The 15,704-nt window shown below is 70.1% G+C and carries 15 protein-coding genes; 8 read left to right on the top strand and 7 right to left on the bottom strand.

Features of this window, described 5'->3' with window-relative positions:
* Positions 1 to 24: 24 nt before the first annotated feature.
* Positions 25 to 1,269, bottom strand: a complete 1,245-nt coding sequence (locus tag MOX01_RS00765) for an extracellular solute-binding protein (protein ID WP_061015807.1) — start codon at positions 1,267 to 1,269, stop codon at positions 25 to 27.
* A 293-nt stretch (positions 1,270 to 1,562) separates the two neighbouring features.
* Between MOX01_RS00765 and MOX01_RS00760 the strand changes: the two genes are divergently transcribed.
* The 6 genes from MOX01_RS00760 to MOX01_RS00735 all read left to right on the top strand — a co-directional run bounded on the left by MOX01_RS00760 (position 1,563) and on the right by MOX01_RS00735 (position 6,519).
* Positions 1,563 to 2,459: an SIS domain-containing protein gene (locus tag MOX01_RS00760; RefSeq protein ID WP_141368075.1), complete on the top strand. Its 897-nt coding sequence runs from the start codon at positions 1,563 to 1,565 to the stop codon at positions 2,457 to 2,459.
* A gap of 24 nt (positions 2,460 to 2,483) precedes the next feature.
* Positions 2,484 to 3,476, top strand: a complete 993-nt coding sequence (locus MOX01_RS00755) for an ROK family protein (protein ID WP_197429162.1) — start codon at positions 2,484 to 2,486, stop codon at positions 3,474 to 3,476.
* Positions 3,473 to 4,417: a 1-phosphofructokinase family hexose kinase gene (locus MOX01_RS00750; protein WP_141368074.1), complete on the top strand. Its 945-nt coding sequence runs from the start codon at positions 3,473 to 3,475 to the stop codon at positions 4,415 to 4,417. Before MOX01_RS00755 ends, MOX01_RS00750 begins: the two co-directional genes overlap by 4 nt.
* Positions 4,414 to 5,268 carry a class II fructose-bisphosphate aldolase gene (locus MOX01_RS00745; protein ID WP_113681734.1) on the top strand — a complete coding sequence of 285 codons (855 nt, stop codon included), beginning with the start codon at positions 4,414 to 4,416 and terminating at the stop codon, positions 5,266 to 5,268. Before MOX01_RS00750 ends, MOX01_RS00745 begins: the two co-directional genes overlap by 4 nt.
* Positions 5,268 to 6,044 carry a DeoR/GlpR family DNA-binding transcription regulator gene (locus MOX01_RS00740; protein WP_058630848.1) on the top strand — a complete coding sequence of 259 codons (777 nt, stop codon included), beginning with the start codon at positions 5,268 to 5,270 and terminating at the stop codon, positions 6,042 to 6,044. Before MOX01_RS00745 ends, MOX01_RS00740 begins: the two co-directional genes overlap by 1 nt.
* 226 nt (positions 6,045 to 6,270) lie before the next feature.
* Positions 6,271 to 6,519 (top strand): type II toxin-antitoxin system PemK/MazF family toxin, encoded by a 249-nt coding sequence (locus MOX01_RS00735; RefSeq protein WP_218028585.1) that lies wholly within the window; start codon positions 6,271 to 6,273, stop codon positions 6,517 to 6,519.
* Between the two features lie 258 nt (positions 6,520 to 6,777).
* Here the strand turns inward: MOX01_RS00735 and MOX01_RS00730 are convergent, their stop codons facing one another.
* The 4 genes from MOX01_RS00730 to MOX01_RS00715 all read right to left on the bottom strand — a co-directional run bounded on the left by MOX01_RS00730 (position 6,778) and on the right by MOX01_RS00715 (position 12,199).
* On the bottom strand, positions 6,778 to 9,228 hold the full coding sequence (locus tag MOX01_RS00730; protein WP_141368072.1) for a CHAT domain-containing protein: 2,451 nt from the start codon (positions 9,226 to 9,228) through the stop codon (positions 6,778 to 6,780).
* Between the two features lie 212 nt (positions 9,229 to 9,440).
* A complete protein-coding gene (locus tag MOX01_RS00725) occupies positions 9,441 to 11,009 on the bottom strand; it encodes a S8 family peptidase (RefSeq protein WP_141368071.1) in 1,569 nt (522 codons plus the stop codon).
* Positions 11,010 to 11,066: 57 nt separating this feature from the next.
* Positions 11,067 to 11,522, bottom strand: a complete 456-nt coding sequence (locus tag MOX01_RS00720) for a hypothetical protein (protein ID WP_061016638.1) — start codon at positions 11,520 to 11,522, stop codon at positions 11,067 to 11,069.
* On the bottom strand, positions 11,519 to 12,199 hold the full coding sequence (locus tag MOX01_RS00715; RefSeq protein WP_227751229.1) for an RNA polymerase sigma factor: 681 nt from the start codon (positions 12,197 to 12,199) through the stop codon (positions 11,519 to 11,521). The genes MOX01_RS00720 and MOX01_RS00715 overlap by 4 nt, the downstream gene beginning before the upstream one ends.
* 70 nt (positions 12,200 to 12,269) lie before the next feature.
* Between MOX01_RS00715 and MOX01_RS00710 the strand changes: the two genes are divergently transcribed.
* On the top strand, positions 12,270 to 12,488 hold the full coding sequence (locus MOX01_RS00710) for an SCO4848 family membrane protein (RefSeq protein WP_113681125.1): 219 nt from the start codon (positions 12,270 to 12,272) through the stop codon (positions 12,486 to 12,488).
* A gap of 24 nt (positions 12,489 to 12,512) precedes the next feature.
* On the opposite strand, the gene MOX01_RS00705 is transcribed toward MOX01_RS00710, so the two are convergent.
* Positions 12,513 to 13,880, bottom strand: coding sequence for an MFS transporter (locus MOX01_RS00705; protein WP_141368070.1), 1,368 nt, complete (start codon positions 13,878 to 13,880; stop codon positions 12,513 to 12,515).
* 74 nt (positions 13,881 to 13,954) lie between these two features.
* Between MOX01_RS00705 and MOX01_RS00700 the strand changes: the two genes are divergently transcribed.
* Entirely contained in the window at positions 13,955 to 14,545 is a 591-nt protein-coding gene (locus MOX01_RS00700; protein ID WP_046748094.1) for a winged helix-turn-helix domain-containing protein, read from the top strand.
* Positions 14,546 to 14,550: 5 nt separating this feature from the next.
* Here MOX01_RS00700 and MOX01_RS00695 read toward each other — a convergent pair whose 3' ends face one another.
* Complete coding sequence (locus MOX01_RS00695) at positions 14,551 to 15,675, bottom strand: FUSC family protein (RefSeq protein WP_061015289.1); 1,125 nt, start codon at positions 15,673 to 15,675, stop codon at positions 14,551 to 14,553.
* Positions 15,676 to 15,704 lie beyond the last annotated feature (29 nt).

The raw sequence follows: 15,704 nt of genomic DNA, 5'->3' as shown, positions 1-15,704 counted from the left end.
CCCGAACCTCTCCGATCAGCGGGCTCAGCCCGCGTCGACCTGTGCCTGGATCTCGGTCAGCACGTCCTGCGCCGGCTTCGACTGCAGCTGGCCGAACAGCGACTTGAACGCACCGTCGGCGGCGGACCACTTCGGGTTCGTCGACGGGTAGAACTGCGCGTCGGGCAGCACGTCGAGGAACGGCTTGAGGGCCTCCTCGCCGGAGAGCTGCTCGGCGCCGGACTTGGTGACGGGGAGGAAGCCCTCGGCCTGCACCCACGGCACGTACACGTCTGCCGAGTAGTAGTAGTCGAAGAACTTGGTGATCGCTTCCTTCTTGTCGTCGTCGTTCTGGAACGCCATCAGCTGGTCCATGACGCCGAGCGTGAACGGCGAGCCGTCCTTCGTCGGGATCGGGACGATGGAGTAGTCCAGGTCGGGGTTGTTCTCCTCGATCTGGCCGACCGTCGGCGGGAGGCCGACCTGCATGCCGATCTTGCCCTGGATGAAGATGTCCATCAGCGGGGAGCGCTGGGTGGAGCCGGGGTCGGCCTGGGTCGCGCCGGCGTCGATCATCTTCTTGATCTGCTCGGCTCCGACCAGGTTCTCCGGGGTGTCGATCGTGATCTCCGACGCGTCGCCGAACGATCCGCCGCCGCCCCACAGCCACACGGCGGCCTCGGCCTGAGCCTCTTCCGATCCGAGCGGCATGCCGTATCCGGCGACTCCGCCCCCGAGCGCGGAGACCTTGGTCGCGGCGTCGAGCAGCGAGTCCCAGTCGGTCGGCGCCTCGACACCGGCCTGGGAGAGGAGCGCGTTGTTGACGAACAGGGCGCGAGCCGAGGCGATCAGCGGCAGGGCGTACGCGGTGCCGTCGACCTCGGCGTTCTTGAGGAACGACTCCTGGAAGTCCGAGTAGGTGTCGTCCGAGACGACGTCCTTCGTCGGGTAGAGCAGCTCATCGCCGACGAAACCCGCGAAAGGCCCGCCGTTGTAGATGTCCGGTGCCTCGCCGGCCTGGATCTTGGTGGAGACGACCTTCTCGAGGTTGTCCCACGACTGCACCTCGAGCTTGACCTTGATGTCGGGGTTGGCCTTCTCGAACCCGTCGATCACGGTCTCCCAGTTGGCCTTGGTGCCGTCGGAGTAGCTCGGGACGAGGAGGTCGAGCGTGGTGGATCCTTCCGCGTCGCCGCTGTCGCCGGAAGAACCGCCGAACCCGCACGAAGCGAGCGAGAGCGTGGCGACGGCCGCAATGGCGGCGGCGCCGAACCGCAGTGACTTCTTCATGTGTATTGCATTCCTCACTGTGATGTCCGAACCCTCGGCGGCGGGGCCGCGTCGGGAGGGGGGTATGGTGCACAGTCGCAAGCACATCACGCGACAGTGCGTGGGTGACCGCTTCGCCGGGAGGCAACCGCGATCGTTCAAGCCGGGGCTCGGGTGGAACTTGTCCGATTATTTGTCAGGAGAACAAACAAATCAAGGTAAAGCTGTTGACGACTCGATTCGACGCCATACTATGATCGAATCAACCGTGAAACGATCACAAGTATGCAACATATCGCCAGAAAGGCACCTCGATGACTGAATCGCTGCCCGGCGCACACATGCGCGAAGAGCTCAACTCCCAGCCCGAGATGTGGACTCGGGCCGCAGACCTGAAGGCCGAGCAGGCGCTGCTCCCCGCTTCCGGTGCCCGGATCGCCGTCGTGGGCTGCGGTACCTCGTGGTTCATGGCGCAGTCGTACGCGGCGCTGCGCGAGTCCGCCGGCCACGGCGAGACCGACGCGTACGCGGCATCCGAGGCCTTCCTCGACCGCGGGTATGACGCCGTCGTCGCCCTGACCCGCTCAGGGACCACCAGCGAGGTGCTCGAGCTCGTCGAGCGCATCAAGGGGCGCATCCCCACGGTCGGCGTGATCGGAGACCCGGACTCGCCGCTGGTCTCGCTGGTCGACGACGCCGTGCTGCTGCCGTTCGCCGACGAGAAGTCGGTGGTGCAGACCCGTTTCGCCACCACGGCCCTCGCCCTCTTCCGCGCCTCGCTCGGTGAGGACCTCTCCGGCGCCATCGCCGACGCCGAGGCCGTGCTCGCCGAGGACGGCGACGACGAGCTGCGCGACGCGGAGCAGTACACGTTCCTCGGTCGCGGCTGGACCATCGGCCTCGCCCACGAGGCCGCGCTGAAGCTGCGCGAGTCGTCGCAGTCATGGACGGAGGCGTACCCGTCGATGGACTACCGCCACGGTCCGATCGCGATCGCGGCCCCGGGCCGCGTCACCTGGCAGTTCGGCGAGGCGCCCGACGGCCTCTCGGCGCAGGTCGAGGCCACCGGTGCCCGGTTCGAGCAGCGGGCGATCGACCCGCTCGCCGACCTCGTGCGCCTGCACCGCACCGCACTCGACCGGGCCGTCGCCCGAGGCCTCGACCCCGATCAGCCCCGCAACCTCACGCGATCCGTCATCCTGGATGCATGACGCAACCCGCCGCCGGAGCCGACCATGACCCGAGCTGACGGGACGACCGACGTCCCCGACGTCGAGCGGGATGCCGCAGGGGAGAAGCTCGCCGCCGTGCGGACTCTCGGCGGCGGCGCGCCCGTGCTGGCGTTCGACGTGGGCGGCACCGACATCAAGTCGGCCCTGTTCGATGCCGACGGCACGGCTCTCGGGCTGCGCCGCACGCCCACGCCGATCGCCGAGGGCGATCGCACGCAGGTGCTCCTCGACCGCCTCGAGGTGCTGGCGGGAGAGCTCCGCGCCGCGCACCCCGACGTCGTGCCGCAGGCCGTGGGGCTCGTCGTCCCGGGGATCGTCGACGCGGATGCCGGGCTGGGGGTGTTCGCGAGCAATCTCGGATGGCACGACTCTCCGTTGCGCGATCTGGCCGCAGAGCGTCTCGGGCTCCCCGTGGCGTTCGATCACGACGTGCGTGCGGCGAGCTGGGCGGAGCGACGACTCGGCGGTGCGCGTGACTACGCCGATGCGGTGGTGCTCGTGATCGGAACCGGGATCGCGGGCGCCCTGCTCGTCGGGGGTGTCCCGTACACCGCGGGAGGATATGCGGGCGAGATCGGGCACTCCCCGATCGCGGACGGGCCGATCTGCGCGTGCGGCGCTCGCGGCTGCCTGGAAGCCGTCGCCTCGGCCGGAGCCATCGCCCGTCGCTATCAGGAGGCGACGGGAATCTCCCCCGAGGGGGCGAAGGACGTGATCGCGCGCGCGGCGGCGGGCGATGAGACCGCTGCGGAGATCTGGAACTCGGCACTCGACGCTCTGACGATGTCGCTGGCTCAGCTCACCGCCGTCGTGGCGCCGGAGGCCGTGGTGATCGGAGGCGGGCTGTCGCGTGCCGGTGGTGCGCTCTTCGACGAGCTGCGCACGCGCTTGGCCGCGCGGCTCAGCTTCCACCGCATCCCCGCTCTGGTCCCGGCCGAGCTCTCCGGCAACGCGGGTCTGCTGGGTGCCGCGCTTCGAGCTCGGGAGCTCACGTGATCCTCACCGTCACCCCCAACCCCGCACTCGATCTCACCTGGCGCGTCGACCGACTCGTCGAAGGGGGAACGCACCGCGCGGACCCCGGAGCGGCGCGCGCGGGTGGCAAGGGGCTCAACGTCGCCCGCGTGGCCCATGCCGAAGGGACCGAGGTGCTCGCGGTCACCACCGTGGGCGGTCGGGTCGGCGAGGAGTTCGCGGAGGAGCTGCGGGCGAGCGGCGTGCCGCACGCCCTGGTGCCGGTCGCCGCCGAGACCCGTCGCAGCATCGCGGTGGTCGATGCGGCACTCGGAGACACCACGATCATCAACGAACGCGGCGTGAATCCGACCGACGTGGAGTGGGCGGCACTGCTTGCCGAGGTGGTCGAACGGCTCGCGGGCACCCGGGTGCTCGTCGTTTCCGGCAGTCTGCCGCCCGGTCCGCCCGAGTCGTTGATCCCCATGCTCATCGCGGTGGGAAGGGATGCCGGCGTGCCGGTGATCGTCGATACCTCCGGCCCTGCTCTGCTGCTCGCCGCCGACGCCGGAGCACGCGTGCTCAAGCCGAATGCGGCCGAGCTGGTCGAGGCCACCGGCATCGCCGACCCGGTCGACGGAGCCCGATCCCTCATCGCCAGGGGCGCGGAGCTCGTGCTGCTCTCGCTCGGCGCCGAGGGCATGCTCGCCGTGACCGGGACCGAGCTCGTGCACGCGCGCCTGGACGAGCCGCTCTCCGGCAACCCGACGGGTGCGGGCGATGCCGGTGTCGCAGCGTGCGCCGTGTTGTACGCCGCCGGGGTGCGCGACCCCGAGCAGATCCTCCGCCGTGCAACGGCATGGTCCGCCGCCGCGGTGCTCACGCCACTCGCGGGCGACATCTCCTCACGCTGGACCGAGCTCGAACAGCACTTGCGCATCTCGCGCCCCGACCCTGAATCCTTCCGGAAGGACCCCTCGTGACCCTCGTCTCCGCTCGCGACCTCGTCTCCGCGGCATCTGCTGCCGGCACGGGCATCGGCGCTTTCAACGTGATCCATCTCGAGACGGCGGAGGGCTTGGTTCGGGCAGCCGCGCTCGCACAGCTCCCCGTCATCCTGCAGATCTCCCAGAACTGCGCCGACTATCACGGTGGGCTCGAACCCATCGCCCTGGCGACTCTCGCGGTGGCACGGCGCGCGCAGACCCCCGTGGCTGTGCACCTCGACCACGCCGAGCGGCCGGAGCTCGTCGACGAGGCCATCGCGCTGGGCTTCGGCTCGGTCATGTTCGACGGCGGGGCGCTGCCCTACGACGACAACGTGGCGCTCACGGCGGCGGTCGCGGCGCGTGCGCACGAGGCCGGCGTGTACGTCGAGGGTGAGCTCGGCGAGGTTGGGGGCAAGGACGGAGCCCATGCGCCCGGTGTGCGCACCGACCCCGACGAGGCGCGGGCATTCGTGGCAGCGACGGGAGTGGATGCTCTCGCGGTCGCGGTGGGCTCTTCGCACGCGATGACCGACCGCACCGCCTCTCTCGACCTCGACCTGATCGGGCGCCTTCACGAGGCTCTCCCCGTGCCGCTGGTGCTGCACGGATCGTCCGGTGTCGCGGATGCCGTGATCGCCGATGCCGTGCGAGCCGGCATGACCAAGATCAACGTCTCCACGCACCTGAACGGCTACTTCACGCGCGCCGTCCGCGAGAAGCTCGACGCGGACGAGCGCCTGGTCGACTCCCGCAAGTACCTCGCGCCGGCCCGCGATGCCCTCGCGGACGAAGCCGCGCGCATGCTCCGGCTGTTCGCGTTGCAGACGACGGAAGCCGTGGCCTGATGAAGCGGGCCGCCCGGCTGAACGCGATCCTCGACCTGCTGGCTGCGAAGGGCGAGGTGACGGTCGAAGAGCTCGTCGAGGAGTTCGAGGCTTCGTCGGCGACCACGCGTCGCGACCTCGACACGCTCGCCGAGCAGCGCCTGCTCACCCGGACGCATGGCGGTGCGGTAGCGCAGACGGTCGCCTATGAACTGCCCATCCGCTACAAGAGCCACCTGCGCACGCATGAGAAGGCCAGCATCGCGCAGACCGCCGCCGGCCTGGTCGCACCCGGCATGGTGGTCGGGCTCTCCGGCGGCACGACCACGACCGCGATCGCCGCTGCCTTGGCCGCACGGGACGACCTCGCGGGGAGCGGTGGCATCACCGTGGTGACGAATGCCGTGAACATCGCTGCCCAGCTCGCCACGCGCCCCGACATCAAGGTGGTCGTCACCGGTGGCGTCATCCACTCGCGCAGCTACGAACTGGTCGGTCCGTTCGTGGAGCAGCTGCTGCGCGGAGTGCGGCTCGACATCGCCTTCATCGGTGTGAACGGGATGGACGCCGTCGCCGGTGCGACCACACAGGACGAGCGCGAGGCCGCGGTGAACCGGATGATGGCCGAACGCGCGCGCCGAGCGGTCGTGGTGACCGACGGCAGCAAGCTCGGCGTCGAGGCGTTCTCGACCGTCGGCGGCGTCGAGCTCTTCCCGACCGTGATCACCGACGCCGGGGCTGACACCGAGGTGCTCGCAGCGCTCCGCGCGGCTGGATACGCGGTGCTGGTCGCCTGACGCCGCCGCACGGAGCGCGGTCATACTCAAAGTATGACTACGACGATCAAGGTGAGCGACGACCTGCGACCGGCTGAAGGAGCAGGCCGCGCGTGACGGTCTCACTCTCGGTGCGCATCTCGCTCACCTTGCCGACGCGGAGGACCGCCGTCGGAGACTGCAGTCGCTGAAGCATGCGATCGAACGGACGGCTGCGGCCGACAAGCAATCGCATGCTGCAGAAGCCGTGGCCTCGGCTGGATACTTGGATGCCGTGACCACGCTGGCCATCGTGCTGCCGATCACGACGACCGACCGGGGCTGGCCGAATCACGTCGTCGTGGACGGGCCGAGCGGACTGGACCGGCCGTCGTGGATCATGACCGAGCAACCTCGCACGCTTTCCCGCGACCGCCTCACGGGGACGGCAGGTGAGGTCACGGAGGAATGCATGGCCTCGGTACGCGTCTGGCTCGGCGACTTCCTCGAGCTCTGAGGAGCGTCGCTCCCCCGGCACACCCCAAGGGCCCCGACGTCCCCAGATCGTCGAGGCCCTCTGAGGGTGCCGCGGCGGCCTGCCGCATCATCCTCGAGCAGATGGTGTCCGTGTCGTGTTCGCGCTCCCCAGTGCGCATGATCCCCAGATCCGACTGCGCCTCCCTCGCGCCTCTCCCTTCGAGGCCCTTCGCATGGCACCTTCCGAAGAACAGGAGCGAGCGGCCTCCCTTCTGATACATCGAATGGAGGAAAAGTTTCAGAATCCGCTGCCGTGGCACTGGAACGGGGCGCTCAGGCCGGTCTCGGCCGATGCCCGCGCGAGCGCGACGGCCGGTGCGGCACCTTCGGACAGGCCGGTGTGCACGGCGCTGAGGAGCTCGGCCGCGACGTCATCCGGAACGGCGACGGGGGCGGCGATCACGCAGTCGGCACCCGCGTGCAACCACACCCGCGTCATGCCCAACGCCTCTTCGCCCCACCGCACCGAGGAGCGCCCGAGCTCGCACGCCGACAGGATCACGGTCGACGGGACCTTCGGGATCAGGTCGACGTCGTAGCCGAACAGCACGCCGTCCGCGAGCTCGAAACCGGAGAACAGCGGGTTGTCCACCGCGTGCCTGCCGTGAGCCGCGATGTGGAGCACGTCGGTGGCCGCTGCGAGCTCGGTGACGGCGGCGACCGTCGCGTCCGAAGGCACCAGGATTCGCGGAGTGCGGCCGGTTCCCCGCCAGGTCGCCGCCGCGCGCTCGATCTCGTCGGCGGCGCGCGCTACCCGGGGCCCGGCGGCGAAGCCGATCATCGACGGTGCCGTCGTCGTGCGAGAGGGGACGCCCAGCAGGCGGGAGGCCGACGTCGCGAGGGTGAAGGGGACGCCGGAGATTCCGGGGAGCATCGCCCAGGGAACGCCGCCGAGCACACCGGGCACCGTGATCGCGAAGCGCGCTGCGGACGGCGCGGCGGACCTCACCGGGTCGAGCAGCTCCGCGTCGAGGACCGCCAGCCGTGAGGTGAGCGCCCGCTCGGTGACCGCGCCCATCAGTCCCCCGCGCGTCAGCGCGGCCATATCGAGATCGGCGCGGAGGCCGTCGAGCGCCGTCTGCACCCGCCGCCACGACAGGTCGACGATGGTCGCGCCGGCCGATGTCGCGACCACGGCCTGCAGGTCGGATCCGGTGAAGATGTATGACAGGACCGCCAGGTCGGGGGCGAGCAGCGCCGTTGCCTCCGCGAGCCCGAGCCGCTCTCTGGTGCCGCCGGAGCCCGTCGCCGCCCACTGCCGCTCGCGTACCCTGTCGCGCAGTTCCCGCACTCTGGCATCCGTCGTCCAGTCGCCCCCGGCCAGCTCGGCGCGCAGCATCCGCAGCTCGGCCAGGTCCACCGCGAGCGACTCATCGTGTGGGGGTCGCACCGGGGCGACCTGCTGGCTGAGGTGGCGCGCACGCTCGGACCACTCGAACAGCGTGGCGGGGTCGCGCAATCGCGCCGCAGCGGAGAGCCCCGCGAACATCAGATCGCTGCCGTGCATCGCGACGGAGGCCTGGAGGTCGAGGGCGCCGAACGCCTGCTGCCAGGCGGTGAGCAGCTCGAGGCCGTCGGCGGCGGCGCGCAGGGCGTCGCGGTCACGGCCGGCAGCCGCGGCGCGCGCGGCACGCACCTCCTGGGCGCGGATGCGCAGCGGTGTCGGGGCGGTGTCGGCGATTCGCGGCAGGCGGCCGGAGCCATCACGGCGTGCACTCAGCCGCAGCCCCGTGGCCTCGGTGTGGAAGCCGCTCCGTTCGAGGGCTTTCGCCGTCCGCGCGAACGCCGCGTCGTCGATGCGGAGATGCGGCTTCGCTCGCTGCTGCGCCTCCAGCCGCACCGCCTCTGCCCGGGCCGCCCACCCGTCGTTCGCGAGCGCGGTGAAGCGTCGCGCCGCGGTGCGTGCTGCGCGTTCGGCTGCGGCAAAATCATGACGCAGGAGAGAGCGAGCCAGATGAAACTCCGACTCGCCTCTGGCCTGTCGCATCCGTTGGGTACCGAACTGGGCGGCGACCTGCTCGAGGAGTGCTTCGGCCTCGGTCGTGAGTCCCGCGTCGCGCAGCACCTCCGCGCGATCGAGGTCGCTGATGGCTGCAGCGAGATCGCTGATCGCGGCGAGCGTCGGGCGGGAACGTGTCATGAGCGTGAGCGCGGTGACGAGGTCTCCTCCGAGCAGGGCCGCGTACCCGAGGTTGTGCCTGGCCTCGGCGAGTGGCTCCTCGTCGTCGTTCGCCTCGTACACGGCCACCGCACGCTGCAGATCCTCGATGCAGGTCTCGAGTTCGCGCTGCTGCATCCGCACCACCGAGCGGTTCATCAGGCAGTTGGCGAGCTCGGTGGTCTCGTCTCCGATCGCGCTGATCGTGTCGATCGCACGGCTGAGTTCGATCTCCGCCTCGGCCAGCCGACCACCGTGCATGAGCAGTGTGCCGAGCTGTCCGCTGAGCACCGCGATGGTCTCGCTCCGCAGACCGGGCCGGCCGAGCGCTTCGCGGCACAGCTGTTCGGCGGCTGCCGGCTCCCCCGTCTGCGCGAGGACGTAGGCGACCGTGCCGTCGATGCGTGCGCGGAGATCGGGGTCGTCGGCGCGGACGGACGCCGCGCCGAGGGCGCGCCGCGCCTGCGCGAACCGCCGGGCGTTCGCCGCCTCGACTCCGCGCCGGTGCAGCTCGATCGCGGACAGGGGCATCCCTCCAGGATGCCGTGCTCCAGGGCTGCGGGGAAGAGCGCGGATCGAGCGCGACACTCGCCGGGAGAAAGTTCATTCGTCGGATGACGCGCCGCGTCCTGATCCGGCATTCGTGCATTCGTCCTGCAGGTGCACCGCCGGGCGCCCCGGGCAGCCGCCTGGCACCAGGACGAGCCGCCCGCATCGGTACGGACGGCTCGTCCCGGGGTGCGTCAGACGGGATCGATCGGGCTCGGCAGCGACTTCAGGACGGCGGCGACCGCCTTCGCCGCAGCGCTGGGGGTCGCTCCGCCGACCGGCACCGTACCGAGCTGCGCGGCGACCCGCGCCGCGACATACGGTGCCGAGAACGACGTACCGCTCCACACCGCGAAGCCCCCGCGGTAATCGTCGGGGTCGATCGTCTCACGGCGCAGACCTTCGACGTCGGCCCTCGTCGCCGCCTGGGCGCCTCCCACGAACGCGGGCGAGGTGCTCACCACCGCCGCTCCGGGTGCGTAGGCCTGCACCCACGGACCGATGTTCGAGAACAGGGCGACCGACTGGCCGGAAGGATTCAACGCTCCGACGGAGACGAGCGGCGCGTCCTTGTCCCGGCGGATGCCGTTGTCCGCGCCCGGCCATGGCCACAGGGATGCCGGGAAGGAGGGGCGATCGATCGCGTCGTTCCCCGCGGAGCACACCACGACGCAGCCGAGTTCGCGTGCCTTGGCGAGCAGCTGGTAGAGCGTGAGGCTGAACAGTCCGTCGGTCGGCGTCTCGTGGTAGTAGCTGAGCGACAGGTTCAGCACATCGATCGGGAAGCCCGTCTTCGGGTTCTCGCGGTGGCGCACCAGCAGCGTCACGACCTGGGCGACCGTCTCGAGGAGCGTGCTCTCGTCCACGACGCCGAGCGCCCCCGCGACCCGGATCGAGAGGACGTCGGCGTCCGGAGCCGCCTGTCGGACGATGCCCGCGATGAAGGTGCCGTGTCCCGCGACCGCGTCGATCTCCCCGTCGAGCTGCCCGTACAGGTCGGGGTAGCGCTCCGGATCGGCGTCATCGGTCAGCCCGACCGGCACGCCGTCGAGGTCGACGGTGCGGGTGACGATGTCAGCGGGAAGCCAGGCGTGCTCGCCGCAGCCGGTGTCGAGTACAGCGACGACGGGTCGTCGTCCGCGCTTGGGGCTGGGACCGCGCACGGGCGCAGGCCCCACCCAGGTCACCGGCTGTCGTGCTCCGCGTCCGGGCTCGAGGTAGTCGTCGCTGCCGCCGGCGCCACCCGCACCGCGCACCGGGTTGGTGCGGGTGAACGGATTGGTGCGGGTGAACGGGTTCGTCCTGGTGAACGGATTGAGCCCGACCGGATCGATGGAGAGCACGTGGTCGAGGCTCGTGCGCGGCATCGTCGAGCGGGACATGCGGCGTGCGCGCTGGAGCACGCGCCAGGCATCCGGTGCGACGGGCGATTCACCGCGCACCGGCTCGTCCGGCGTGCGCAGCCGAGCGCGCAGGAAACCGGGAACTCCCGGCACGAGTTCGCCGTCGACCGCTGAGCGGGTGTCGTCCTCGATCTCGAGCTGCCAGCCGAACGTGTCCGCCGCGTCGCGGAGCGTGCGCACCTCCCGGTCGTAGGCCTCCTCATCGCCGAGAGCGCGGGTGATCAGCAGGCGTTCAGGCAGGTACGCCGTCGGAAACGCACGGATACCGTCCACCGGCTCCGTGCTCGGGTCGAGCGCCGTGCCCCGTCGGATCGATCCCTCCGCGCGGTCCTGCCAGGTCCATCCCTTGGGCTGATCCATGCGTCATCCTCTTCCTGCGGGTGGACCCGCGTCTTCATCGACGGGCGGCGCCCGTGGTCACAGCTCGAACTGCGGGGTCGCCAGTGTGCGCGTCTCGTCCCCGATCACGGTGGTCAGCTGAACGCGCGTGAGGCCGGGCGGGACGTCGTCGAACACGAAGCGTCCGGTCTCCTCCGGCGTGATCGACCTGGTCTTCTCGCCCTGGGTCAGGACGATCTCGGCGGCTGCGGTGTCGACCCAGCCGTCGACGCGGCGGCGTCCGGAAGCCGTCGTCGTCACGTGCAGCAGGATGCTCGTCGATCCGTCGCTGAACTGCAGGGTGAGCGCGTCGGCCTCGCCCCGCACCGCGCCCAACTGTCCTTCGACCAGCGTGAGCAGCGCGTATTCACGGTTCAGGCCGTCGGCGGCGACTGCGGCGACCATGCGGTCGATGAGGCCGGCGGGCATCGGATCGACCTCGCTCCACAGGGAGCGGAGCCGGGCGAACATCTGGGCGTCCTCGTTCTCGGTCATGCGAATCCCCCTGCCTGCGCTGTCGGTGGCGCGTCCAGCAGGGCGCGTAGTTTGGCGAGGCACCGGTTCCGAGTGGGGCCGATGCTGCCGACGGGCATGGCGAGGTCGCTGGCGATGCGGGCGTAGTCCGGACGATCCTCGAAGGCGATCACTCGCAGCAGCTTCTGGCAGCGCTCGTTCAGACGGCGCACGGCCGCCCACAGTCGCCGGTTCTCGTCGCCGAGGGTGGCGTGCTCTTCGGCCGACGCCTGTTCGGGCAGCAGCGTGTCGAGGTCATCCGCTTCGGTCGTGTCGACCTTGCCGTGCGCTTTCGCGACTTTCCAGGCCTCCCGGCGGGCGGTGGTCGTGAGCCAGGCCGATACGGCCCGTGAGTCGCTGATCGAGTCGTGGCCGCGGACGAGTCGCAGCCAGGTGGTCTGCACGACGTCTTCGGCGAGCGTGCGCTCCAGCCCATAGGCGCGCACGACGTGCCAGAGCACGGGCGTCATCAGCCGTACGAGCTCGTCCATCGCGCGGCTGTCGCTCTCGCGCCATGCGTCGAACAGATCCGCGGCGCGCTCCCAGCGTGCGCGCCCGTCGTCCGAGGCAGGATCGTGAGCGGTGCCGGGTGCACCGTCGATCATGAAGCCCATTGTGATCACACCTACCAGGAGCGCGGCAAGGGCTTTCTGATACATGTCTGCATCCAAGAATCCGCGCGGATGATCGTGCGGGGAGGCCCATAGACGAAGTCGATACCGTTGAGGGGTGATCCCCCTCGCCATCGTGCTGTTCCTCAACGCCGCCTTCAACGTTCTGGTCTGGCCGCAGTTCTACAAGCGCGTGTCCAAAGACCCCCGCGCGCGGGACGAGAACGGCAAGGCCACGGCGTTCCTCAAGGTGCATGCCGTCCTCATCGCGGTCGCGCTCGTGCTGGCTCTCGTGTCCCTGTTGGCGGGGATCGCCGCGCTGACCGGAGCGCTCTAGCGCCGACCGCCTTCTCCCGGGAGCTCAGGCCCTCTCGTACTGCTTCGCGTGCTCGGCCCAGCGGGACTCGACGGGCAGAGCGCGCAGCGCCCGGTTGCCGAGGGCCATCGCCACGGCGACGAGGCAGAGCGCTGCGCACACCAGGATGGTCCACTCCCGGCCGATCCAGGCGAGGCCGAAGCCGGCGATGAGTGGTGCCAGCGGCATCGCGCCCATGCCGAGAACACCGGCAGCGCTGTTGGCACGCCCCAGCAGGTGGCTCGGGGTCGCGACCATGAAGTAGCCCATCATGCCGGCATTGAGCGCCGGGACCAGCAGTACCGAGACGCCGAGCACCACGGCGATGATCAGCGGGTCGGTGACCACCGACAGCACGATGGCACCTGCCGAGATCACGGAGAGCCCCGCGATCGCCAGGATTCCGGCCTTGATGCGCGGGATGAGCAGAGGGGCCACCACGGCTCCCGCGAGCATCACGGCGCCGATCGACGCGCTCAGGGCGCCGATGAGAAGCTCCGAATGTCCTTCCTGTTGGAGGGCGTAGATGATGGTGGTGATCGTGGCGTTGAAGCCGAGGTTGATGACCGTCGTGATGAGCAGCACCCCGCCGAGGTCGGGACGGGAGAGCAGCCACCCGAACCCCTCGCGGAGCTCCTTCCACGCGTCGGGCTTCGCCGCGGGCGGGGTCGTCGAGGTGCCGAAACCCAGACCATCCGCCGTGTCCGCGGCGTGTTCGGGCTCGACGCGCCGCGCAGCACGCAGGTGGTCTGGGTTTTCGCCCGCATCGACCACTCCGGCGCGACGCGCCTGACGCCCCAGCATCCACGCGGTCAGGGCCGCGATCACGTGGCACAGGGTCATGACCACGCCGACGAGCCAGCCGCCGACGCCGAGGAGCAGACCACCGAGCGGACCACCCGCCAGTTGGAGAGCGGCATCGCGCCCCTGATTCGCGGCCTGTGCGCGCCCCATCGCGTCGTCGGGAACGATCTCCTTGATGGCGCTCTCGCCCGCAACGTCGAAGAGTCCGCTGCGTGCGGCGAGCAGCACGTCGACCACGAGCAACGACCCGAAGGTCAGGGCGTCCCCCAGGGCGAGAAGCGTGAAGCCGCCAGCCAGCACGATGCCGATGAGCGAGCCGAGGAGCATCAGCGCGATACGGCGATGGCGGTCGGCCAGCACGCCGCCCGCAAGGGTCGTGAGGAGTCGGGCCGCCATCCCGACCCCGCCGATGATGCCCGCCTGAGCGGGGTCGTTCGTCACGATCAGAGCGAGCAGGGGGATCGCGAAGGCGAAGAGCGCGCCGGCGAGCCCCTTGCTCGTATCGCTCACCAACCAGGTGAGGTAGCGCGTGTTCCGCCACAGGCGATGAGGCTCGGTGAGGGTGGTCATGCGTCGAGATTAGATGCGCAAGAAGTATTGCGCAAGGCTTATTGCGCAATTGGAAGTGCGGGTAGGATCGGGGGATGACGGAGGATCGCACGAAAAGCGCGCGCGATGACCCCGCCTGGATGACATCGGCCATGCTGAAGGCCTACTCGCACCCGCTTCGGCGCCGGATGATCCGCCTCTTCGCCCGGCGGGACTTCCTCCGCGCAGCCGACATCGCCGCGGAACTGGGCGTGCCGGCGAACAGTGCCAGCTTCCACCTGCGCGCCCTCGCCGATGCCGGGCTGATCGAAGAGGCACCGGAGAAGGCCCGCGATCGGCGCGACCGCGTCTGGACGGGGCACAAGGGTCCCCTCAATGTGGGCGGCCCGGAGAGTCCGGTCGCCGACGAGGAGCTCGGCAGCGCCGTGATCGCCGCGCTGGTCGAGGATCACCACGACCTGATGCGCCGCGTGACCGCCTGGACTCCCGAATACGTCGCCGGTCGCACGGCAGAGGTGCACGCCGCCTTCACCCAGCGCACGATGCGGCTGACCGAGGCCGAGTTCGACGACCTGATGGTGAAGATCAACGACGTGATGAGCGCTGCCGACGATGCGCACGATGACACCGACCCCGATGGCCGCTATTGGCAGGTGGATGTGATCGCCGCCGACGACACCATCTGACGCGGCTACTCGACCTCCTCTTCCCTCTTCTCGGAGGGGGAGCCTGTACCGCTCAGGATCAGGATGCGTCGCAGGTGCATCGCGGTGAGCACTCCCGGACCCATCGATCGTCGGACGTCGACCGTGCGGTCGTCGACGGTCTCGAGGAGCAGCCGGATCGCCCGCGCCGCCTCGGCGCGCACGCGGTGATCCTCGCTCGAGGAGGCATCGCCGTGCGCGATCACCTCGGCCACCGCATGGCACGCGGCCGACAGCGGACCCGGGAGGGCGGGGTCGAGCGCGAGCCCTGCCGGCCGCTCCCAGATGGTGTCGGCGATCTCGTCGGCGATGTCGCGGATGAGGTGGCCGATGCGATCGAGGGCGGCGAGCTCATCGTGGCTCTGCTGGATCCATGAGCGGTGTCCCTTGGCGCGAGGATTGCCGCGGCGACTCTCCTCCGCTTCGGTCAGGGCCGCCCTCAACTCCGAGGAGGTATCGGCCAGCGAGGCCGCGTCATCAGCCCACTGCTCGTGCTCGGGAGGCCACGACTCCGAGACCGCCGAGCCGATGTCGTGCAGATGCGCGGCCAGCTGCTCGCGGAAGTCGGCCACCCGTCCGGCCGCTGCCAAGGTGAGCGGCGCCGGCGCGATGACCAGGTTCACCACCAGGCCGACGACCACCCCGACCGCCATCTGCGTCAGATACCCGAGCGAGTAGTCGTCGGCTTTCTGCCCGCCGATGATCAGCACGAAGAGGGCGGCCATCGGCACGTACTCGCGACCGACGCCGAACCATCCCGTTCCCGAGACGAGCACGCCGAGCCCGACGACGAGAGGGATCGACCACCACGTCGGGCCCACGGTGATCACGATGAGGGTCGCCAGGCCGATTCCGGTGGCCAGCCCGAGCAAGGTCTGCAGACTCGATCTCGCCGAGCCCATCAAGGTCGGATACATGCTCACCAGCGCGCCGAGCGGAGCGTAGTAGGGGTACTCGTCGGTGACACCGGGCATGTGCGGTGCGATCGCCCAGGCCAGCCCGACCGCGAGCATCGTCTTCGCGACGAGCAGGAGCCGCGCGGGGAGCACTGCTTCATGCAGCGAGCGGGCGACACCCGAACGGCGGGCCCGCAGACGGGGAGGGATCTTCACGCGCACCGAGCGTAGTGACCGTCGCGGCT

This window comes from Microbacterium oxydans (assembly GCF_006540085.1).
Lineage (GTDB): Bacteria > Actinomycetota > Actinomycetes > Actinomycetales > Microbacteriaceae > Microbacterium > Microbacterium oxydans.
The sequence above is the reverse complement of the archived record's forward strand: the minus strand, read 5'-3'. Positions and strand labels throughout refer to the sequence as shown.